The sequence below is a fragment of the Nocardia sp. NPDC006044 genome, assembly GCF_042871115.1.
Lineage (GTDB): Bacteria > Actinomycetota > Actinomycetes > Mycobacteriales > Mycobacteriaceae > Nocardia.
Genome location: NZ_JBIAID010000001.1, coordinates 3,690,428 through 3,707,536, shown reverse-complemented (window position 1 = coordinate 3,707,536; position 17,109 = coordinate 3,690,428). Strand labels below are relative to the sequence as shown.

Here is a 17,109-nt window from a genome sequence, read left to right as displayed (position 1 = left end):
TTGCCCGGCAAATCCGGATCTAATCACGATCAACGACGGGGAGCGGTTCGCGCAGCGAGGTGCGCTCTGCCCGCCAGCTACCGAGCAATAGGTCGCCGAGCCGGTCCTCCAGGAGATCTGTGACCTGGATGCCGAACACGACGGACTCGCGCAGCTCCGGCTCGCGGTCGAGCAGATCGATGATCACCTCGCGCATCACCTGCTCGTGCACCGCGTCGGCCTCGACGTGCTCGTCGTAGAACAGCGCACAGGCCGGGTCGAATTCGTCCCAGCGCCCAATCGCCTGCACCATGCGCCGGGCACCGGGCGGGGAGGTGATCTCCACGCTGGCGAAGTGCCCGACCAGCGCACCGCGCCAGGCGCGGTGCAGGCCGAACAGCGACATCATGTCGACCAGCGCGAGCATCGGGGCCGGCACAAGATCGAGGTAGCGCAGGTAGCCCGGGTCGAGTCCGGCGCCGGCCAGCAGATCGGCGTAGAGCCGAGCGTGCACGCGGTCGCCGCGGCCGCCGCCGAACTCGTCGAACTCCACCGCGACCAGCGACGCCTTGGCCTGTCCGCGCAGCCGCGGGATGACCCAGGCGTAGGGATCGGCTTCCTTGTGGTGATAGATGGAGCGCTGCACGAAGTACTCGCGCAGCTGCCACGGTTGACCCTCGTCGCGCAGGAACGCGCTGACGCCGGTCTCCTCGGCGGGGGTCACCAGCATTCGCTCGAGTTCGGCGTCGAGGTCGGCGCCGCCGGGGACATCGTCGTGCAAGGCCCGCAGGTACCGCTTTTCCATCGCCGAGCGCAAGGTGAGCAGGCCCGGATCCCATTCCCAGCCGGTGTCCACCGGTCCGTAGCCGTGGTAGTGCAGCTCGTAGCAGGTGTGCAGGGCGAGCTGGAAGTCCTCGCCGTAGGGGTCGAGCTCGGGCAGCCGCGGAACGGAGCTACCCGGCGGGCGGGACAGCACGTCGTTGACGGCCGCCGACAGCTCGCCACGCGGGGTGGGCAGGACGCCGACCTCGGCGACGGGAGAGGTAGTCATGAGGTCGGCGTACCCAAGATCGGCGGCTCGACGCGGATCAGGCGAGTTCGGCGGCCCTGGCCCAGACGCGGTGTTCGGGCAGCGCGGCCGCGAGCAGGTCGAAGGCGGCGCCGATGCCGTCCGCGGCGTCGACCCCGGCCGAACTGTCGGCGATTCCGGCGGCGTGCACGGCCGCCTGCCCCCCGGGTGTGTACGCGATGCCCTTGAGGTGCCGGTGGGCCTCCTGGAGCAGGACGGTGAGTCGCGGGTCGGGGGCGGTGGCGGCGATCAGTAGCGCGTCGAACTCGATGGATCGCGCGGTGGCGAGGGTTCGTGAAACGGTCACCTGCGTTGTGCCGCTGCCGAGTTCGCCGCCGTGCGCCGCGATGACCAGCGGCGTCATCGACTGCTCGGCGATGGTGCGCACGGTGGCGGCCAGCGCCGCGAGATCGGACTGCTCGTCGGCGAAGATGCCGATGATCCGGCCGTCGCTGGGCCAGCTGCCGCCGAGCTGCGACAACGCGGGCGAGGGAGTGACCTCGACCGTCTTGGTTCCCTTGCCGCGCAACGTAATTCCCAGCCGGCCCGCGACGGTCCGGGCGAGTTGCTCGTCGATCTCCCGCAGCACCGTCACCGCGCGTTCCTTGATCGACTTCTCGTAGCATTTGCCCAGTTCGAAGCTGTAGGCGTCGGCGACGTGGGCCTGCTCGATCTCGGTGAGGCTGGCGTAGAAGAGCCGGGCGCTGCTGAAGTGGTCGTCGAAGGTCGCGGGTGCCTCCCTGACCTTGGCGCCGGCCACCTGCTCGGGGAACTCGATCAACGTCGTGTCCGCGCCCGCGATGAACGGGCAGCCACCGTCGAGGCTGTTCGGCCGGTACGGCGCCACGCCGGAATGCACTGCGGTCTGGTGCATTCCGTCCCGCAGCATGTCGTTGACCGGGGCGTGTGGCCGGTTGATCGGGAGCTGCGCGAAGTTGGGGCCGCCGAGCCGGGAGATCTGCGTGTCGAGGTAGGAGAACAACCGGCCTTGCAGCAGCGGGTCGTCGGTGACGTCGATGCCGCGGACCAGGTGCCCCGGATGGAAGGCGACCTGCTCGGTCTGGTCGAAATAGTTCACCGGGTTCCCGTTGAGCGTCATCGTGCCGATCACCTGGACCGGTGCGAGTTCCTCCGGCACGAGCTTGGTCGGATCGAGCAGATCGATCCCCTCGAACATCTGGTCCTCGGTGTCGGGGAACACCTGCACACCCAGATCCCACTGCGGGAACGCGCCCGATTCGATGGCGTCGGCGAGGTCCCTGCGGTGCATATCCGGATCGACGCCGGCGGCGATCTGCGCCTCCTCCCAGAGCAACGAGTGCACGCCCAGTTTCGGCTTCCAGTGGAATTTCACCAGGACGGTCTTCCCGCGGGCGTCGACGAGGCGGAAGGTATGGACGCCAAAGCCTTCCATCATTCGATAGGAACGCGGGATCCCCCGGTCGGACATGTTCCAGAGCGTGTGCGCGGTGGCCTCGGTGTGCAGCGACACGAAGTCCCAGAAGGTGTCGTGGGCGCTCTGCGCCTGCGGGATCTCCCGGTCCGGATGGGGTTTCCCGGCATGGATGATGTCCGGGAATTTGATCCCGTCCTGGATGAAGAACACCGGAATGTTGTTGCCGACCAGATCCCAGACGCCTTCGTCGGTGTAGAACTTCGTGGCGAAGCCGCGGGTGTCCCGGACCGTGTCGGCCGAACCCCGTGACCCGAGCACGGTGGAGAAGCGCACGAAAACCGGTGTCTCCTTACCCTTCTCGAACAAGGACGCGCAGGTGATCTTCTTCGCCGCGCCGTTGGCGGCGAATACCCCGTGCGCCGCGGCGCCACGGGCGTGCACCACGCGCTCGGGAATCCGCTCGTGATCGAAATGGGTGATCTTCTCGCGCAGATGGTGGTCCTGCAACAGGACCGGCCCCCGCGGGCCCGCCTTCAGCGAGTGGTCGGTATCGGGTACTCGTGCTCCCTGTGCGGTGGTCAGGAAGGCTCCCTGCTGAGCCATCGACCGGGGGTCCGCGTCGAGCGGATGGCCCGTCGGTGAGACCGGTTCGGGCGCTACCTGATCGGATTTGGGCGGCAGCGGCTCACGAGGTTGGGTCGGCTCTTGCGGCGAGGGTGGCTCGACGCCCGGTACCCCGGGAACGGTCGGCGGGGGAGTGGACTTCGACTTCGACTTCGATCCGCGGGTGGATGGAGACATTTCGGCGGTACCTCCTGTAGTCGCTGGTGGGCCCGAGGGCGCGCTCGAGCGGTGCGCCGTCCGGCGCACGGGTCGATGAGCGAGCCCGCCGAAGGGGTGGCATGCATGGACTCGAGCCTGGCGTTACCCGGCCCTGCCCGAGCCAAACGACGCGCCGCACCCACGCGGTTTCGCCGCGGTGGCCAGGGGTAGTCGCGGCACGATATCCGCGATTAGCCAGGAGCTGAGATGAAAGCTGTGACATGGCAAGGCCGGCGCAAGGTCAGCGTCGACACGGTTCCCGACCCGAAGATCGAAGCGCCGACCGACGCGATCATCCGGGTGACGTCCTCCGGGATCTGCGGTTCCGACCTGCATCTGTACGAGGTGCTCGGTGCGTTCATGAACGAAGGCGACATACTCGGCCACGAACCGATCGGCGTGGTCGAAGAGGTCGGCCCCGGCCTGCGGAACCTGTCGGTGGGCGACCGGATCGTCGTCCCGTTCCAGATCGCCTGCGGGCACTGCTTCATGTGTGATCAGGGACTGAGCACTCAGTGCGAGACCACTCAGGTACGCGAACAAGGCTGCGGGGCAGCGCTTTTCGGCTACTCCAAGCTCTACGGCCAGGTGCCGGGCGGACAGGCCGAATATCTGCGGGTGCCGCACGCGGACTTCACCCACATCAAGGTGCCGGATGGACCGCCCGACAGCCGGTTCCTGTACCTGTCCGATGTGTTGCCGACGGCCTGGCAGGCCGTCGAGTACGCGGGGGTGCCGAAGGACGGGTCGCTCACCGTGCTCGGCCTGGGACCGATCGGCGATATGGCCTGCCGGGTGGCCGCGCAGCGCGGCCTGCGGGTGATCGGTGTCGACCTGGTGCCGGAGCGGGTTCGCCGGGTGGCCGGCCGTGGCATCGAAACCGTGGACCTGTCGGCGATCGATCAGCCGATCGGCGACGTCATCCGGGAGATGACCCAGGGCCGCGGCACCGATTCCGTGATCGACGCGGTCGGGATGGAGGCGCACGGTTCGCCGATCGCCTCGATCGCGCAACGCTCGGCGGCATTCCTGCCGGATGCCTTGGCGGAGAAGGTGGTCGGCACCGCCGGGATCGACCGGCTGGCCGCCCTGCACAGCGCCATCGACATCGTCCGCCGCGGCGGCACGGTCTCGCTGATCGGCGTGTACGGCGGCATGCTCGACCCGATGCCGATGCGGATCCTGTTCGACAAGCAGATCCAGCTCCGCATGGGTCAGGCCAACGTCAAACGCTGGGTGGACGACATCCTGCCGCTGCTCGGCGACGACGACCCGCTGGGCGTGGAAACCTTTGCCACCCATCGGCTTCCGCTCGACGCCGCGCCCGAGGCGTACGACATCTTCCAGCGCAAGGCAGACGGCGCGATCAAGATCGTGCTCGATCCGGCCGGCGGATCGAACTGATCGATGCCGACCCATCCTCCGGTCGTGGACTCGCGCACTGAACGCGGCCGAACCCTAATCGCCCCGATGCGCGTCAACGGAGATCATCGGGGTATCGGAGGATCATGGCCCTGGCGTTGAACCGGACGGTGAGTACGTCCCTGCTGTTTTTCTTCATCCTCGGTGACACCCTCGGAGCCGGCATCTATGTGCTGGTCGGCGCGGTGGCGCGGGAGTCGGGCGGGGCGATCTGGTTGCCCTTGCTGACCGCCCTCGTGCTGGCCACCTTGACCGCCGGCTCCTACGCCGAGCTGGCCACCAAATATCCCCGGGCAGGCGGTTCATCGCACTATGTCACCGCCGCCTTCGGGCCTGCGGCCGGGTCGCTGGTCGGCTTCTGCATGCTTGCCGCCGGGCTGGTCTCGGTGGGCGCACTGGCCCGCGCGTTCGCCGGAGATTATCTGGAAGCGCTGGTGTCCTGGCCGCTGGCGGCGGTCGTGGTGGTGTTCCTGGCGGCACTCGCCGCGCTCAACATCCGCGGGGTCACGGAATCCCTGCGGGCGAACCTCGTGGCTACTCTGATCGAACTAGGCGGCCTGGTTCTGATCATCGGCCTCGGGACCTGGATCATCGCGCGTGGTGACGCCGACCTCGGCCGGCTCACCCACCTCGGCACCGCCGGCCACGGCGGATTCGACGCCGTGCTGGCCGGGACGGTGCTGGCGTTCTACTCCTTCGTCGGATTCGAGACCTCGGTGAATCTGGCCGAGGAGGTGAAGGATCCGCGCCGGTCCTATCCGCGGGCGTTGTTCGGCGCGCTGCTCACGGCCGGGGTGGTGTACGTGCTGATCGGGGTCGTCGCGAGCGCGAGCGTGCCGACCGAGCAACTGAGCGCGTCCAGCGGTCCGCTGCTGGAGGTCGTGCGGGCCGCCGGCAACCTGCCGGACTGGGTGTTCAGCCTGATCGCGCTGGTCGCGGTGGCCAATGGCGCGCTGCTCACCGGCATCATGTCGTCCCGGCTGGTGTACGGCATGGCGAACGACGGACTGCTCCCGCGGGTCCTCGGCCGGGTGCTGCCCGGCCGGCGAACGCCGTGGGTGGCCGCCCTGGCCACCTCGGCGGTGTCGCTGGCCCTTGCGTTGACCGGCGAAATCGACTCCCTGGCAGCGACTTTGGTGCTGCTGCTATTGGTCGTGTTCGCCTCGGTCAACGCCGCGGTGCTGGTGTTGCGCCGGGAACCCGGCGAGCCCGATCATTTCCGGGTGCCGGTCGTCGTCCCGTGGCTGGGGCTGGCGTCGTGCCTGTTCCTGTTCACCCGGATCGAGGGCGAGGTCTGGCTGCGCGGGCTGATCCTGGTCGCGGTCGGCGTGCTGCTCGCGGCGGTCAACGCGGTCCGCGCACGGCGGGGCGTCCTGGTCGTCGAACGGAAGGAGGCGGAGCTCCAAGGGAACTCCGCCTCCCGCTGAACCGGTTCATTCCGCGGTGGTCAGCGCCTGCTCCCGGAGCTGGGTGAGCGTTCTGCTGAGGATGCGAGAGATCTGCATTTGGGAGACGCCCAACCGCTCCGCGATCTGTGCCTGCGTCTGACCGCCGAAGAACCGCAGGTGCAGGATTAGTCGTTCGCGGGGCGGCAACTCGTCCAGCAGCGGTGCGATCGTGAGCGCTTCCTCGGTGAGCTGATAGCTCGGGTCCACCGTGCCGTAGGTGTCGGCGACACTGAGCGCGAAGTCGCTGTCGCTCTCATGGACGGAGGTGTCGAGGGAGTCGCTGGTGTACCCGTTCGCGGCGAGCATCGCCTGCGTCACCTCGAGCAGATCGACCCCGAGTTCGACGGCGATCTCCACCGCCGTCGGCATCCGCGTCAGCCGATGGCACAGGGCCTCGACGGCAGGGGCGAGAGTGAGCTGAATCTCCTTGGTACGCCGCGGAACTCGCACCGCCCAGCCGTGGTCGCGGAAGTAGCGGCGCACCTCGCCCATGATGGTGGGGACCGCGAACGCGGTGAACGGGGTGCCACGCGCGGGGTCGAATCGATCGATCGCCGCGACCAGCCCGAGACAGGCGACCTGGTAGAGGTCTTCGTACTGTTCGCCGCGTCCGGTGTAGCGCCGGGCGATGTGGTCGGCCAGCGGCAGGCACCGGTGCTGAATCTCCTCGCGCAGGCGGGAATGTTCGCGCGAACCGGGGGTCAGGTCGGCGAGCTCGGCTATCGAGGGCTCGATCCCGTCGTAGGAATCATGGCCGCGCCGGCTGTGCGCGCGGGGAGCAATAAGAGTGGAGTGGTCGGTCATGAGGACTTCCCTGCGCCACGATTCGCGGTGAGGTCAGCTCATGGTCTGAACGTACTCAGTCGCCTTGACGCTCCTTCACCTTCTCAGCCCGCAGCCGTCCGCGTCAGTCCAGATAGCGAAGGTCTTGTCGATTGGAGGGACGAATTACGAACCGGCCGCCAGACCAGCCGACCTAATCCGGCGGTGGGACGCGCGTGTGCGCGGTGAGCAGGATGTTGTCGAACTCGTTCACGGTGGCGGGCGAAGGTTGGGCCCGGCCGAGCTCGACGAGGATCTGCTCGGCCAGGGCGCGCAGTTTCGTGTTCGTCTCCTGCGACCGCCACTGCAACACCTTGAACGCCTGCTCGGCGCTGATCCGGTAGACGTACATCAGCACACCTTTGACCTGGTCGATGGCCTCGCGGTGCTCGATGATCTCGGGCATCGTCGTGTCGATCATGTCCTGCTCGACCTCGGCGAGCCGGTCGGAGAGGTCGATGTAGAACCCGGTGGTGCCGACCGGTCGGCCGTTGTCGTCGAAAATGCGGTCGGCGACCACGATGACCGCGTGCTCGCCACCGGTGGTATCGAGAAAGCGGTGCCGGCTGGAGAACGGTTCGCCCTGACGGATGGAGCGGGTGATCGCCTCGGCGACGTGATTGCGATCGTCGGGGTGATTGTGTTCGAGCACCAGCTCGGTGGTCGGTTCGATCTCGCCCGGTGTGTAGCCGTGCATGGCATAGACCTCGGGCGACCATTCCCACCGGCCGGTGGTGAACCAGAACCGGAAACTCCCGACCATCGGCCGGTCGCCAGGGGTCTGTACCCACTCCGGAACGTAGTTGTCGCCGGTCGAATCCTGCCGTTCGGTCACCGCACGATCATCCCAGATCGAGGCGGCTGGGCCGGTCAGCGCCGTATCGGAGTCGGACCGGGGTCAGGTCGCGGATGCTGGATCGCCGGGGTCGCCGGGTCAATTGCTGAGGGTGGTGTGCGGGGATTGGCCGAAGATATGACGGTAGGTGACCGCGAAACGGCCGGGGTTCGCGAAGCCCCAGCCGATGGCGACGCTGGTCACGGTCAAGCCGTCTCCTCGAGTGGCCTCGTCGAGTTCCGCATGCGCCGCGTGCATCCGCAGATGGCGGAGGTAGGCCATCGGGGTCGTATTGAGTTCATGGCGAAACGCCAGTTGCATGGACCGGACGGAGACGAAACCCGCTGCGGCGATATCGGCGACGTCAACCTCTTCGCGCAGGTTCGCCTTCATGTACTCGACGCCGAGTCGCACCGATTCCGCTGCCGTGCCCGTGGTCGCCACGGGCTCGTCGGCGGTGCGCTCGTCGGGCAGCACGGCTTTCACACACGCGGCCAGGTACGCCGCCGCCTGGTCGGCCAAGCCGAGGGACCTAGTCGTCGCCTCGACGCTGTGCTGGTGTGCGATGACCGATCGAACCAGCCGCACGGCGTACAGATCCGGGGCCGGTCCGACGTATCCGGGGGCGGTGACCGCCCGCAGGAACTCCTCGATCGCGGCTGTGTCGTGGCCGTCGAAATTCGTCTTCGATGTCATCACCCCATCACCCGATCGTCTGCAGGACAGTGACGGCCGACTATGACCCGAATCTTCGGGCCGACATCCGGCCACCACCACCGTATCGAATGTCGCCGCGGAATCGCCTGTTCTCCGGCATCCGCACTGGTCGCCGGTCAGGCGGCGTCGGCGATCCGGCGCAACTGCTCGTCGGTGCACAGCACCGCGACCGTGCGCTCCAGCACCGCCGCGACGTCGACGCCGGCGCGGCGAGCCGACGCGATCGCGGCCCTCAGTTCCCACAGACCGGCGGCGGTCCGGTCGGCGTCGTATCCGATGAGTGCGGCCTGGAGAGCGATCACCGCCGCCGCGCGACACGTGCTCATGGCGCCGGGCGACCGCTGGGCGGGCCGGTGCGGACGAGGCCGCATCGGCGAGCCGAGGTGGACAGCGGATGCGAGGTCTGGGCACCGTGCCGGTCGAACGGTGCGACAGGGTCGGTGGTGGTCATGACTCCAGGATAGTTCGTTGTCCGGCAAGTTATTCGAGCTCGGCGACGGAGTGGGCCGCCGGTCATCCGGGCGGCGGCTCGGATCTGTTGTGCTGGAGCGGGATTCGGAGACTGGCGCAGCGAGACGGTCGTGGTTTGCCAATCCCTGTTCGAGGTAGTCGCGCCGGACCGATATCTCTGCTAGTGCTGGAGGACACAGTGTTTCGACATACCGACCATTTGCAATTCGACGTCAAGCCGGAGAAGCCGGATCCGGTGTACGCGCGCAAGCTCCAGGAACTCCTCGGCGGCGCTTACGGTGAGATGACCGTGACGATGCAGTACTTGTTCCAGGGGTGGAACTGCCGGATGCCGGGCAAGTACCAGGATTTGATCATGGATATCGCGACCGAGGAGATCGGTCACGTGGAGATGATCGCCACGATGGTGGCGAGGTTGCTCGAAGGGGCGCCCGCTACCCACGCGACCTCGGCGGCGCTGGGGGATCCGGTGGTCGCGGCGGTGCTGGGCGGGATGGATCCGCAGCAGGCGATCGTGTCCGGTGGTGGTCCGGTGCTCGCCGACAGCAACGGGGTGCCGTGGAACGGGCGCTATATCGTGGCCAGCGGCAACCTGCTGGCCGACTTTCGCGCCAATGTCACCGCGGAATCCCAAGGGCGGGTGCAGACCGCGCGGCTCTATCACATGACCGACGACCCGGGCGTCAAGGACATGCTGAAGTTCAACCTGGCCCGCGATACCTACCACCAGAACATGTGGCTCTCGGCGATCGAGCAGCTCAAGGCCGACGGGGTCGAGGATACGATCGCGCCGAACGCGTTGTTCGACGAGGAACATGCCGAGCACGCCACCAGTTTGTGGCATCTGTCCGACGGCGCGGCCGCCGATCAGGGGCCGTGGGCGCACGGGATGGCTCCCGACGGCGTGCACAAGAACGGTTTCATCCCGGATCCGGTTCCGTTGGGGGACAAGGCAGCTCCGCCGGCGCCGGACCCGCTGCTCTACGTCACCCATGACGGTTCGCTGGGTAAGCCGCGTTCGACCACGGTCGGCACCCAATCGGGTCTGATGGGCAAGATCAAGGACACTTTCGATCCCGAAAACCCCTGACGGGTAACCGTTCTCGCAGGCCAGGGTGCCCGACATCGCCGTCGGGAGCCCCGGCCGTGCGGCGGCGGGTTCCGGCCGGTCCGTGGGCCGCGCCACCGGAACTGTTGCGGGGCAATGTTTCAAACCGTGGTGCGGGGTAGTCGACCTATCGGTGCAGCGTTGCGCCTACCTGATGTCAACGCCGAAGGACCATATTCATGAGTACACGCGACACCGCCACCCTGCTCGCCCAACTGCGCACCATCCGGGATCTGACCAATACCGAGATCCGGATCGCCGAAACCCGTATCGCGCAGGCCCGCACCGAAGCCGTGCGCCGCGAACTGTCCGAGAACGCCGACCACGCCCGCGCTCGGATAGCGGCGATCGAGGCCGCTATTCGTGAACTGGGCGGCGTTCCGGAGCGCATCGGCCCCTTCGTCGGCCGGGCGGTCGCCGCGATCAAGGCCGTGGGCGAACAGGCCCAGCCGTTCGACGAAGCGCTGCTCGGCGACCTCGTGCTCGAGCACCAGTTGCTCGACCGGGCCCGTTACGTCAAGGCTCTGGCGACCGCCGCCCAGCACGCCGAGGTGGTGGCGGTGGCGGATCGGTTGATCGCCGCGCATTCGGCGACCGTCGACTGGCTCACCACCGTGCTTGCCGAGGACGCCCTCGGTGGCCCGGCGGCCTTGCGCCGCACCCCGTTCCAGGCGGTCACCGGCACTGCGGTGAAACTGGTCAATATCCCGGTCACCTGGTCCACCCGCGGCATCGATCGAGCGCTGGACACCTTCCGCAGCGCACCGCCCGCCCTGGGCGAGCTGCTGGCCCGCGGCGCGCACGCGGGCGATATCGCGGTCAAAACGCTGACCGCGTCCACGGATGCCGCGCTGGAGTCGGCCGAGCGGGTCACTCGCCGCGAGGGCGCGGGTAGTGCGGCCGAGACGCTGCATTCGTTCCGCACCAGCACGGGTGTGCTCGAGCCAGGGGAGTTGCCCATCGCCGACTACGACGACCTGAATGTCGGCCAATCCGTCGCCGCCATCAAGGAACTCACCGACCCGCGCGACGTGCGCGCCGTCCTCGCCTACGAGGAAGCGCACAAGGACCGCCAGGGCGTGGTCTCGGCGGCGCAGACCCGGATCGCCGCGATCGCCCAGGAGGTCACCGGTCTGAACTGACCGGCCGGCTCGGCTCGCGGCCGCCTGCTCCGTTTTCGGCTGGGCGGGCCGCCGCGAGTGTTCACGCACGCCAAGACAATTCGTATCAGCACTCGCCGCTCAGTCCTCGCGGACGGGGTATCCGGCCCGCAACGAAGGAGCGTATTCATGACCATTGTGCAGCCGCCGCCGATAGAACGGTCTCACCAATCGCGGATCGCCTTCGCCGACGGTTTGCTGCGCGCGGCGACTCGGCCCGAGCGGGTCGCGGAGCTGGTCGATCGCCTCGTCGGCGATCGGATCGACACCGGGCCCATCCCCATCGGGCCCGGCGGTTTCTTGTCCGCCGTGGCCGGGGGACAGGCGGAACGGATTCGGATCGAACCGTCGGAAACGGACTGCTGCGATATCGCGGTCATTTTCCCGGTCACTTTCCGAATTCGGGTGGGACTGGGCGGGATTCAGGCCGACTATCTCGGCGCGGCGTGCATACGGACGCGGGTCCGGCTGGTTCCGCAGGAACCGTGTGCCCTGTCCATCCAGCATCGATTGATCACCCGGCGCGATGTGGCCGTCAGGGTCCAGGCGCAGAACCTGCTCGCGCGTTTCACCGGAGCGTTCGCCCGCGTGGATAATCTGGTCGCCGAGCACGTGGTCGCCTACGTGAACAGCGTGGTCACCAGCCCCGGTGTGCTCGACGCGAGCCGTATCGACGTCGCCGAATTGATCGACCGCGCCTGGGACGCGGGCTTCGCGGCGAACCCAGCGGCCGCGCGGCGCTGATGCGGTGTTTCGGACGCGAAGCGCCGGGTAGATCGCGCGCAGCGCGCGGGCGCGAAAGACAGTATGCCGGGCGCTCGGCCGTTCATCGATGAATCCGGCCGTCAGCTCGGATACGACGCGCTGAGACGCCGTTCCCGTGATCACGAAAGAGGTGGCAACACAATGACTTACAGCCAGCAAACCACGCCCCACGCGGGCTCGCACACGCGCTCACTGATACAGATCGCCGCTCTGGCCGTGGGGGCGGTGTTTCTGCTGGTCGGTGTGCTCGGGTTCATCCCCGGCGTCACCACCGACTACGACACCTTGACCTTCGCCGGGCATCACTCCGACGCGAAACTGCTTGGGCTGTTCCAAGTTTCCGGGTTGCACAATATCGTGCACCTGCTGTTCGGCGTCGCGGGCATCGTCGCGGCACGGGCCGCGGCCGGCTCGCGGGCCTACCTGATCGGCGGTGGCGTGATCTATCTTGCGCTCCTGGTCTACGGCCTGATCGTCGACCAAACCAGCAGCGCGAATTTCGTGCCGGTGAACACCGCCGACAACTGGCTGCACCTCGGCCTCGGCGCCGGCATGATCGCACTCGGCGCGGCACTGCCGCGGGTGGCGATGCATGCCCCCGGCAGTCGCGGCATCGTGTAGCCGTGGGCTCCATGAGTGGATAGCGTTGGGCCGGTTCTGTTTACAGGAAGCCCGCGAGTTCGAGGAGGCGGCGCGCGGGCAGGCTCGGCGAGGGGATGGTCATCGTGTGCCCGGTGGGGGACAGCCGTTCGGTCAGCTCGATCAGCAGCCGCAGTGCGACGCAGCCCAGGAACGTGACGTCGGCCAAATCGACCACGACGTCGGCGGGTGTGAAGTCGGTCAGTTCCTGGCAGGCCCGCTCGAGCTGGGGTTGCGTGGTCAGGTCGATGTCGCCGTACATCGCCACCCGTGGCGGCTGTTCGTGCGGAAAGCACCGCACCTCACCTGGTACGACGTTCGGATACCGCTGGGGCATCGGGGCATCCGCCAAGGTGGCGCTGGGTGAACTCACGACCGGCCTCGCCTTCTCCGGGGACCGGTTCGGTGCGATCCGCTGAATGATTGTCGCACGACAAATATCCAGAAGCTAGCTACCCGGCGCGTACGACGGGAAGTCGTCCGCGATCAGTATCGCCATCAGCGCATTCGGCGAGAAAACCGTACTGTCTCGCGAGTGCGGGCCGGCTTGATGGCCGCGAGCGGGTCCTGGTGCGGCCGGTCGTGACATCGGCGACGGCGCGGTAATCCGCAGCGCGGCAGAAGGTCTCGAACCTGCCATGAAATCATACGCGAGGTATGTGGAGCGCCTTTATTGCTACCCGGAAAATCTTGGTTCGTGCCGGTCAGGCTCGGCGCTCCTGCTGTGCGCCGCCGGCACTGCGTTCGATGCTCGTGTTGAACTCCGCCAAACCCACCAGCAGGGCTTCCCGTCCCGCGACGCTCATCCCTTGCAGCACCTGAGCCAGTTCCCGGCGCCGGGAGTCGCCGGCCTGGGTGAGCAGACGTTGTCCATCCCTGGTCAACGCGAGCATCACTTCGCGGCGGTTGGCCGGACTGGCCGTGCGGGCAAGCAATCCCGCGGCCTGCAGCCGGTCGCACAGCCGGCTCGCCGAGGACGGCATCGCGTCCAATTCGGCGGCCAAGCCGTTGAGGTTGATCTGCCCGTGCCGGTGCACGATGGTCAGTGCCTGCAATTGCGACGGCGACACGCGGGTGCCCACGGCCTGCTGTGCCCGGCCCCATAACGCCAGCAGTTGTGCTGCCGCTTGTTCGACCGTCGCGGCGAGATCGGTCCCGGATCGGTCCGGCCGCCGCGCACTGTTCATGCCATTACTGTGACACGTCGCCCCATCGCGGCGACACCCCTGGCGCGCGGTAACCTCGTCAATCCGTGTCGCGCGACAATCGTCGCGATCGACCGCAGCCAGGTAGCCCCCGGGGGCTCGCGGACTCTCGGAGGCCTACATGTTCCGTACCGACGACTCGCTCGGTCGTGCCCAGAGAGCCCTGCGCGCGAGCGCACCCCATGCCCTGCTCGACGTCGTCCGCGCCACGCTGCAGGCTGATTTCGCGGCGACCTCGGTGGACCTGCTGCTGGCCGACTACCGGTTGTCGATGCTGCAGCCGGTCATCGAACTGCCGCACACCGCAACGCCTTTGCCGATCCGGACCACGACCGCGGGCCGGGCGTTCACCGCCCAGCAGGTGCTCCTGGAACCCGGGCCGAACGCGGACGGAGTGATGATCCACCTGCCGGTGGCCGTGCGCGGTGACCGCCTCGGCATTCTGCGCGCGCACCTGCCGGTAGCGCCCGCCGGAGACCAGCGGGAGGTGCTGGCCGGGCTGGCCGCCATGCTCGGCCACGAACTGATCGTCGCCGAACGCGACACCGACCTCTACCTGCAGGCCCGCCGCCGGGAACGGCTCAGCCTCGCCGCGGAGATGCAATGGCAACTGCTGCCGGGACGCGGCTGTGCCCGCACGGAGTACTCCCTGGGCGGCCAACTCGAGCCCGCATACACCATCGGCGGGGACAATTTCGACTGGAGCACTTCGGCGGAGTATCTGACCGTCACCGTGTCCAACGGCATGGGTCAGGGCATCGGTGCCGCTTTGCTGACCAACCTGGCGATCAGCGCCCTCCGCAACGCGCGGCGAGCCGGTCTGGACATCGCCGACCAGGCATGTCTGGCCGACCAGGCTCTTTATGCGCAATACAGCGGCAGCCAGCACGTCGCGACTCTGCTGATGCGCTTCGAGGTCGCCACCGGCCGCGTGGGAGTGGTCGACGCGGGTTCGCCGCGCGCGCTGCGGTTACGTGACGGGGTGGTCGAGCTCATCGCGTTCGAGGAGCAACTGCCGCTGGGCATGTTCGACGGCACCGATTACCGCGAGCAATCCTTCCAGGTCGAACCCGGCGACCGGCTGGTCATCGTCAGCGACGGAGTGCACACCGCCCAGGCTCCCACCGGTGTCGAATACGGTTCCACCAACCTCGATCTCGCGATCCACGCCTCGAGCAACCTGCCCGCCTCCGAGGCCGCGCGCGCCATCATCACCGAGTTGCTCGATTACCACGAGGGCACCGACCTGCTCGATGACGCCGTCGTGGTCTGTATCGACTGGAACGGTCGCCGCGGCCACTGAACTAACCGCCTTCGTCCGCAGACGAAAATCTGTTGCGTCGGGTGTAGACATTCGATGCGGGCTGCTATACAGTCTTTCTTGTACGAAGAGTAAGTCCAGAGGTCCGGGCAGGTGAACTGCCCGGGAATGTTCGAAAGTTCCACCCCGTCCCCTCCGGTGGAGAAGAGAATCCGGTGCAGTCGGCCGGACCGCCGGAGGGGGAGGAGCACGAAAGATCGACACGTATGTCCGGCTTGGCCGGTAGCCCAGGAGGTGGTCGCTGAGTAGTCATCTATCGGGTCCGCGTCCCGGCACGTGCCGGATGCGGTGCGAAGTATCGGCCTCGACGGCCGGTGAAAGTTGAAGTCAACCCCCTCTTCCTAGATCCAAGGCCCCGGCGCATACGCGCCGGGGCCTTCCGAGCGTTGAATTACGAGAGGTGCTGTGCAGCAACCCAACAGCGATCCTGCCGACGGCACCAGCGCCGCGGACAAACTCGACGACGACACCTACCCCGCCTACAGCATGGGCCGGGCCGCGGAAATCCTCGGCGTCACCCAGGCCTTCCTCCGCGGTCTCGACGCCGCCCAGCTGCTGACCCCGCAGCGATCCGCCGGCGGGCACCGCCGCTACTCGCGCTACCAGCTGCGCATCGCCGGGCGGGTGCGTGAACTCGTCGATGCCGGGAACACCATGGAGGCGGCCTGCCGCATCGTCATCCTCGAGGACCAGCTCGCCGAGGCCCGCCGGCTCAACGCCGCTCTCCAGCACACCCTCGACCAGCGCACCGACCCCGCCTGAGCGCAGAGCAGTGGACGGGTATCGTCCGGATGCATCAATAGTGCATCCTTTGCTTGTTGTGGGGTAAGTGGCGGATATGACGTCGACATCGGACCCCAGGCTGGACGATCGAGACCCCGCCGCGGACGCCTATGACCCGCGGACGGTCGAGGCGGTGGGCAAACTCACCGAAGCGCTGGAAATCATCGAAGTAGCGCGAGGTCACCTCTACAGCTTTCACCGCGAAACCGGAAGCGCGGACTTCGCGGTCGAGCGCGCCGCGGAGTCGCTGCGCGCGGCCGGACACGTCGAGCTTGCCGAGCGCCTTGACCGAGAGCTGGTGGGACGCAACGTGTTACCAGGCCGCTGGACCTTCCAGGTCGTCGAGGACTACGACCAGACCTACTATCGCCGCGTCCGCGAACTGGAAGAGCAAGCGCGTCGCCTCACCGGTGGGCACCGGCACCTGCACGAGGCCGAACTCAAACGGCGGCGTCGCACCGAGGGGCAGCCGGCGCACGAGGCCGCTCCGGACGAACGAGCGAATCAACCAAGCGCACAACAGGATTGACCCGATCGCCGGGCCGGCATCGCCGATGTGTAGGCCGGGATCGACCGGGTACTGCGAGAGGGCAAGAGAACGATGCGCGAATGATGCACTGTGCGTCAGTTCGTGCCATCCATCAGCCGAACAACCAGGAGGTAGCGATGAGCACCATCACCGAGTCGGTCGACGTCGAAGTTCCCATTACCCACGTATACAACCAATGGACCCAGTTCGAGACGTTCCCCGAGTTCATGCAGGGCGTCGAGGAAATTCGGCAGATCGACGACACCCACACCCACTGGGTGACCGAAATAGCCGGTGTCACCCGGGAATTCGATGCCACCATCACCGAGCAGCATCCGGAGGAGCGGGTGGCGTGGAAATCCGACAGCGGTCCCGAACACGCCGGAGTGATCACCTTTCATCGCCTCGACGACAACACGACCCGGGTCACCGCGCAGATGGATATCGACCCCGAGGGCTTCGTCGAGAACGCCGCCGACAAGCTCGGCCTGCTGAACCACCGGGTCAAGGGTGACATGGAGCGGTTCAAGAAGTTCATCGAGCAGCGCTCGCAGGAGACCGGGGCCTGGCGTGGTGATGTCGCCCGCCCGGACGCCTGAACGGATAGCGGCGACCCCT

The 17,109-nt window shown here is 67.4% G+C and carries 19 protein-coding genes; 10 read left to right on the top strand and 9 right to left on the bottom strand.

The window, feature by feature from the left end; genetic code table 11:
• Positions 1-19 precede the first annotated feature (19 nt).
• Both ACFYO1_RS16960 and ACFYO1_RS16955 read right to left on the bottom strand, forming a co-directional pair.
• On the bottom strand, positions 20-1,030 hold the full coding sequence (locus ACFYO1_RS16960; protein WP_387231428.1) for an iron-containing redox enzyme family protein: 1,011 nt from the start codon (positions 1,028-1,030) through the stop codon (positions 20-22).
• A gap of 37 nt (positions 1,031-1,067) precedes the next feature.
• Positions 1,068-3,245: a catalase gene (locus tag ACFYO1_RS16955; protein WP_387231426.1), complete on the bottom strand. Its 2,178-nt coding sequence runs from the start codon at positions 3,243-3,245 to the stop codon at positions 1,068-1,070.
• A 228-nt stretch (positions 3,246-3,473) separates the two neighbouring features.
• Between ACFYO1_RS16955 and ACFYO1_RS16950 the strand changes: the two genes are divergently transcribed.
• Positions 3,474-4,670 (top strand): zinc-dependent alcohol dehydrogenase, encoded by a 1,197-nt coding sequence (locus ACFYO1_RS16950; protein ID WP_387231424.1) that lies wholly within the window; start codon positions 3,474-3,476, stop codon positions 4,668-4,670.
• 104 nt (positions 4,671-4,774) lie between these two features.
• On the top strand, positions 4,775-6,115 hold the full coding sequence (locus ACFYO1_RS16945; protein ID WP_387231422.1) for an APC family permease: 1,341 nt from the start codon (positions 4,775-4,777) through the stop codon (positions 6,113-6,115).
• Between the two features lie 6 nt (positions 6,116-6,121).
• On the opposite strand, the gene ACFYO1_RS16940 is transcribed toward ACFYO1_RS16945, so the two are convergent.
• From ACFYO1_RS16940 to ACFYO1_RS16920, 5 genes are all read right to left on the bottom strand, one after another.
• Positions 6,122-6,940: an RNA polymerase sigma factor SigF gene (locus tag ACFYO1_RS16940; protein WP_387231420.1), complete on the bottom strand. Its 819-nt coding sequence runs from the start codon at positions 6,938-6,940 to the stop codon at positions 6,122-6,124.
• Positions 6,941-7,112: 172 nt separating this feature from the next.
• Positions 7,113-7,793, bottom strand: coding sequence for a PAS and ANTAR domain-containing protein (locus tag ACFYO1_RS16935; protein WP_387231419.1), 681 nt, complete (start codon positions 7,791-7,793; stop codon positions 7,113-7,115).
• 99 nt (positions 7,794-7,892) lie between these two features.
• Complete coding sequence (locus ACFYO1_RS16930; protein ID WP_387231417.1) at positions 7,893-8,489, bottom strand: helix-turn-helix transcriptional regulator; 597 nt, start codon at positions 8,487-8,489, stop codon at positions 7,893-7,895.
• Between the two features lie 137 nt (positions 8,490-8,626).
• The gene (locus ACFYO1_RS16925) at positions 8,627-8,836 is read right to left on the bottom strand and encodes a hypothetical protein (RefSeq protein WP_387231415.1); all 210 of its coding nucleotides are present in this window, start codon (positions 8,834-8,836) and stop codon (positions 8,627-8,629) included.
• Positions 8,833-8,961: a hypothetical protein gene (locus tag ACFYO1_RS16920; RefSeq protein ID WP_387231414.1), complete on the bottom strand. Its 129-nt coding sequence runs from the start codon at positions 8,959-8,961 to the stop codon at positions 8,833-8,835. The genes ACFYO1_RS16925 and ACFYO1_RS16920 overlap by 4 nt, the downstream gene beginning before the upstream one ends.
• 198 nt (positions 8,962-9,159) lie before the next feature.
• On the opposite strand from ACFYO1_RS16920, the gene ACFYO1_RS16915 reads away from it, so the two are divergent.
• The 4 genes from ACFYO1_RS16915 to ACFYO1_RS16900 all read left to right on the top strand — a co-directional run bounded on the left by ACFYO1_RS16915 (position 9,160) and on the right by ACFYO1_RS16900 (position 12,635).
• Entirely contained in the window at positions 9,160-10,071 is a 912-nt protein-coding gene (locus tag ACFYO1_RS16915) for a manganese catalase family protein (RefSeq protein WP_387231412.1), read from the top strand.
• A gap of 197 nt (positions 10,072-10,268) precedes the next feature.
• Positions 10,269-11,231, top strand: a complete 963-nt coding sequence (locus ACFYO1_RS16910; RefSeq protein WP_387231410.1) for a ferritin-like domain-containing protein — start codon at positions 10,269-10,271, stop codon at positions 11,229-11,231.
• Positions 11,232-11,378: 147 nt separating this feature from the next.
• On the top strand, positions 11,379-11,993 hold the full coding sequence (locus tag ACFYO1_RS16905) for a hypothetical protein (protein WP_387231408.1): 615 nt from the start codon (positions 11,379-11,381) through the stop codon (positions 11,991-11,993).
• A 162-nt stretch (positions 11,994-12,155) separates the two neighbouring features.
• Complete coding sequence (locus tag ACFYO1_RS16900) at positions 12,156-12,635, top strand: DUF4383 domain-containing protein (RefSeq protein ID WP_387231406.1); 480 nt, start codon at positions 12,156-12,158, stop codon at positions 12,633-12,635.
• Positions 12,636-12,675: 40 nt separating this feature from the next.
• Here the strand turns inward: ACFYO1_RS16900 and ACFYO1_RS16895 are convergent, their stop codons facing one another.
• Both ACFYO1_RS16895 and ACFYO1_RS16890 read right to left on the bottom strand, forming a co-directional pair.
• Positions 12,676-13,026, bottom strand: a complete 351-nt coding sequence (locus tag ACFYO1_RS16895) for an STAS domain-containing protein (RefSeq protein WP_387231404.1) — start codon at positions 13,024-13,026, stop codon at positions 12,676-12,678.
• Between the two features lie 331 nt (positions 13,027-13,357).
• Positions 13,358-13,840, bottom strand: coding sequence for a MarR family winged helix-turn-helix transcriptional regulator (locus ACFYO1_RS16890; protein ID WP_387231402.1), 483 nt, complete (start codon positions 13,838-13,840; stop codon positions 13,358-13,360).
• Positions 13,841-13,979: 139 nt separating this feature from the next.
• On the opposite strand from ACFYO1_RS16890, the gene ACFYO1_RS16885 reads away from it, so the two are divergent.
• From ACFYO1_RS16885 to ACFYO1_RS16870, 4 genes are all read left to right on the top strand, one after another.
• Positions 13,980-15,161, top strand: coding sequence for a PP2C family protein-serine/threonine phosphatase (locus tag ACFYO1_RS16885; protein ID WP_387231400.1), 1,182 nt, complete (start codon positions 13,980-13,982; stop codon positions 15,159-15,161).
• Positions 15,162-15,584: 423 nt separating this feature from the next.
• Entirely contained in the window at positions 15,585-15,941 is a 357-nt protein-coding gene (locus tag ACFYO1_RS16880; protein WP_387231399.1) for a MerR family transcriptional regulator, read from the top strand.
• A 76-nt stretch (positions 15,942-16,017) separates the two neighbouring features.
• A complete protein-coding gene (locus ACFYO1_RS16875) occupies positions 16,018-16,491 on the top strand; it encodes a hypothetical protein (protein ID WP_387231397.1) in 474 nt (157 codons plus the stop codon).
• Positions 16,492-16,628: 137 nt separating this feature from the next.
• A complete protein-coding gene (locus tag ACFYO1_RS16870) occupies positions 16,629-17,090 on the top strand; it encodes an SRPBCC family protein (protein WP_387231395.1) in 462 nt (153 codons plus the stop codon).
• Positions 17,091-17,109: the final 19 nt, after the last annotated feature.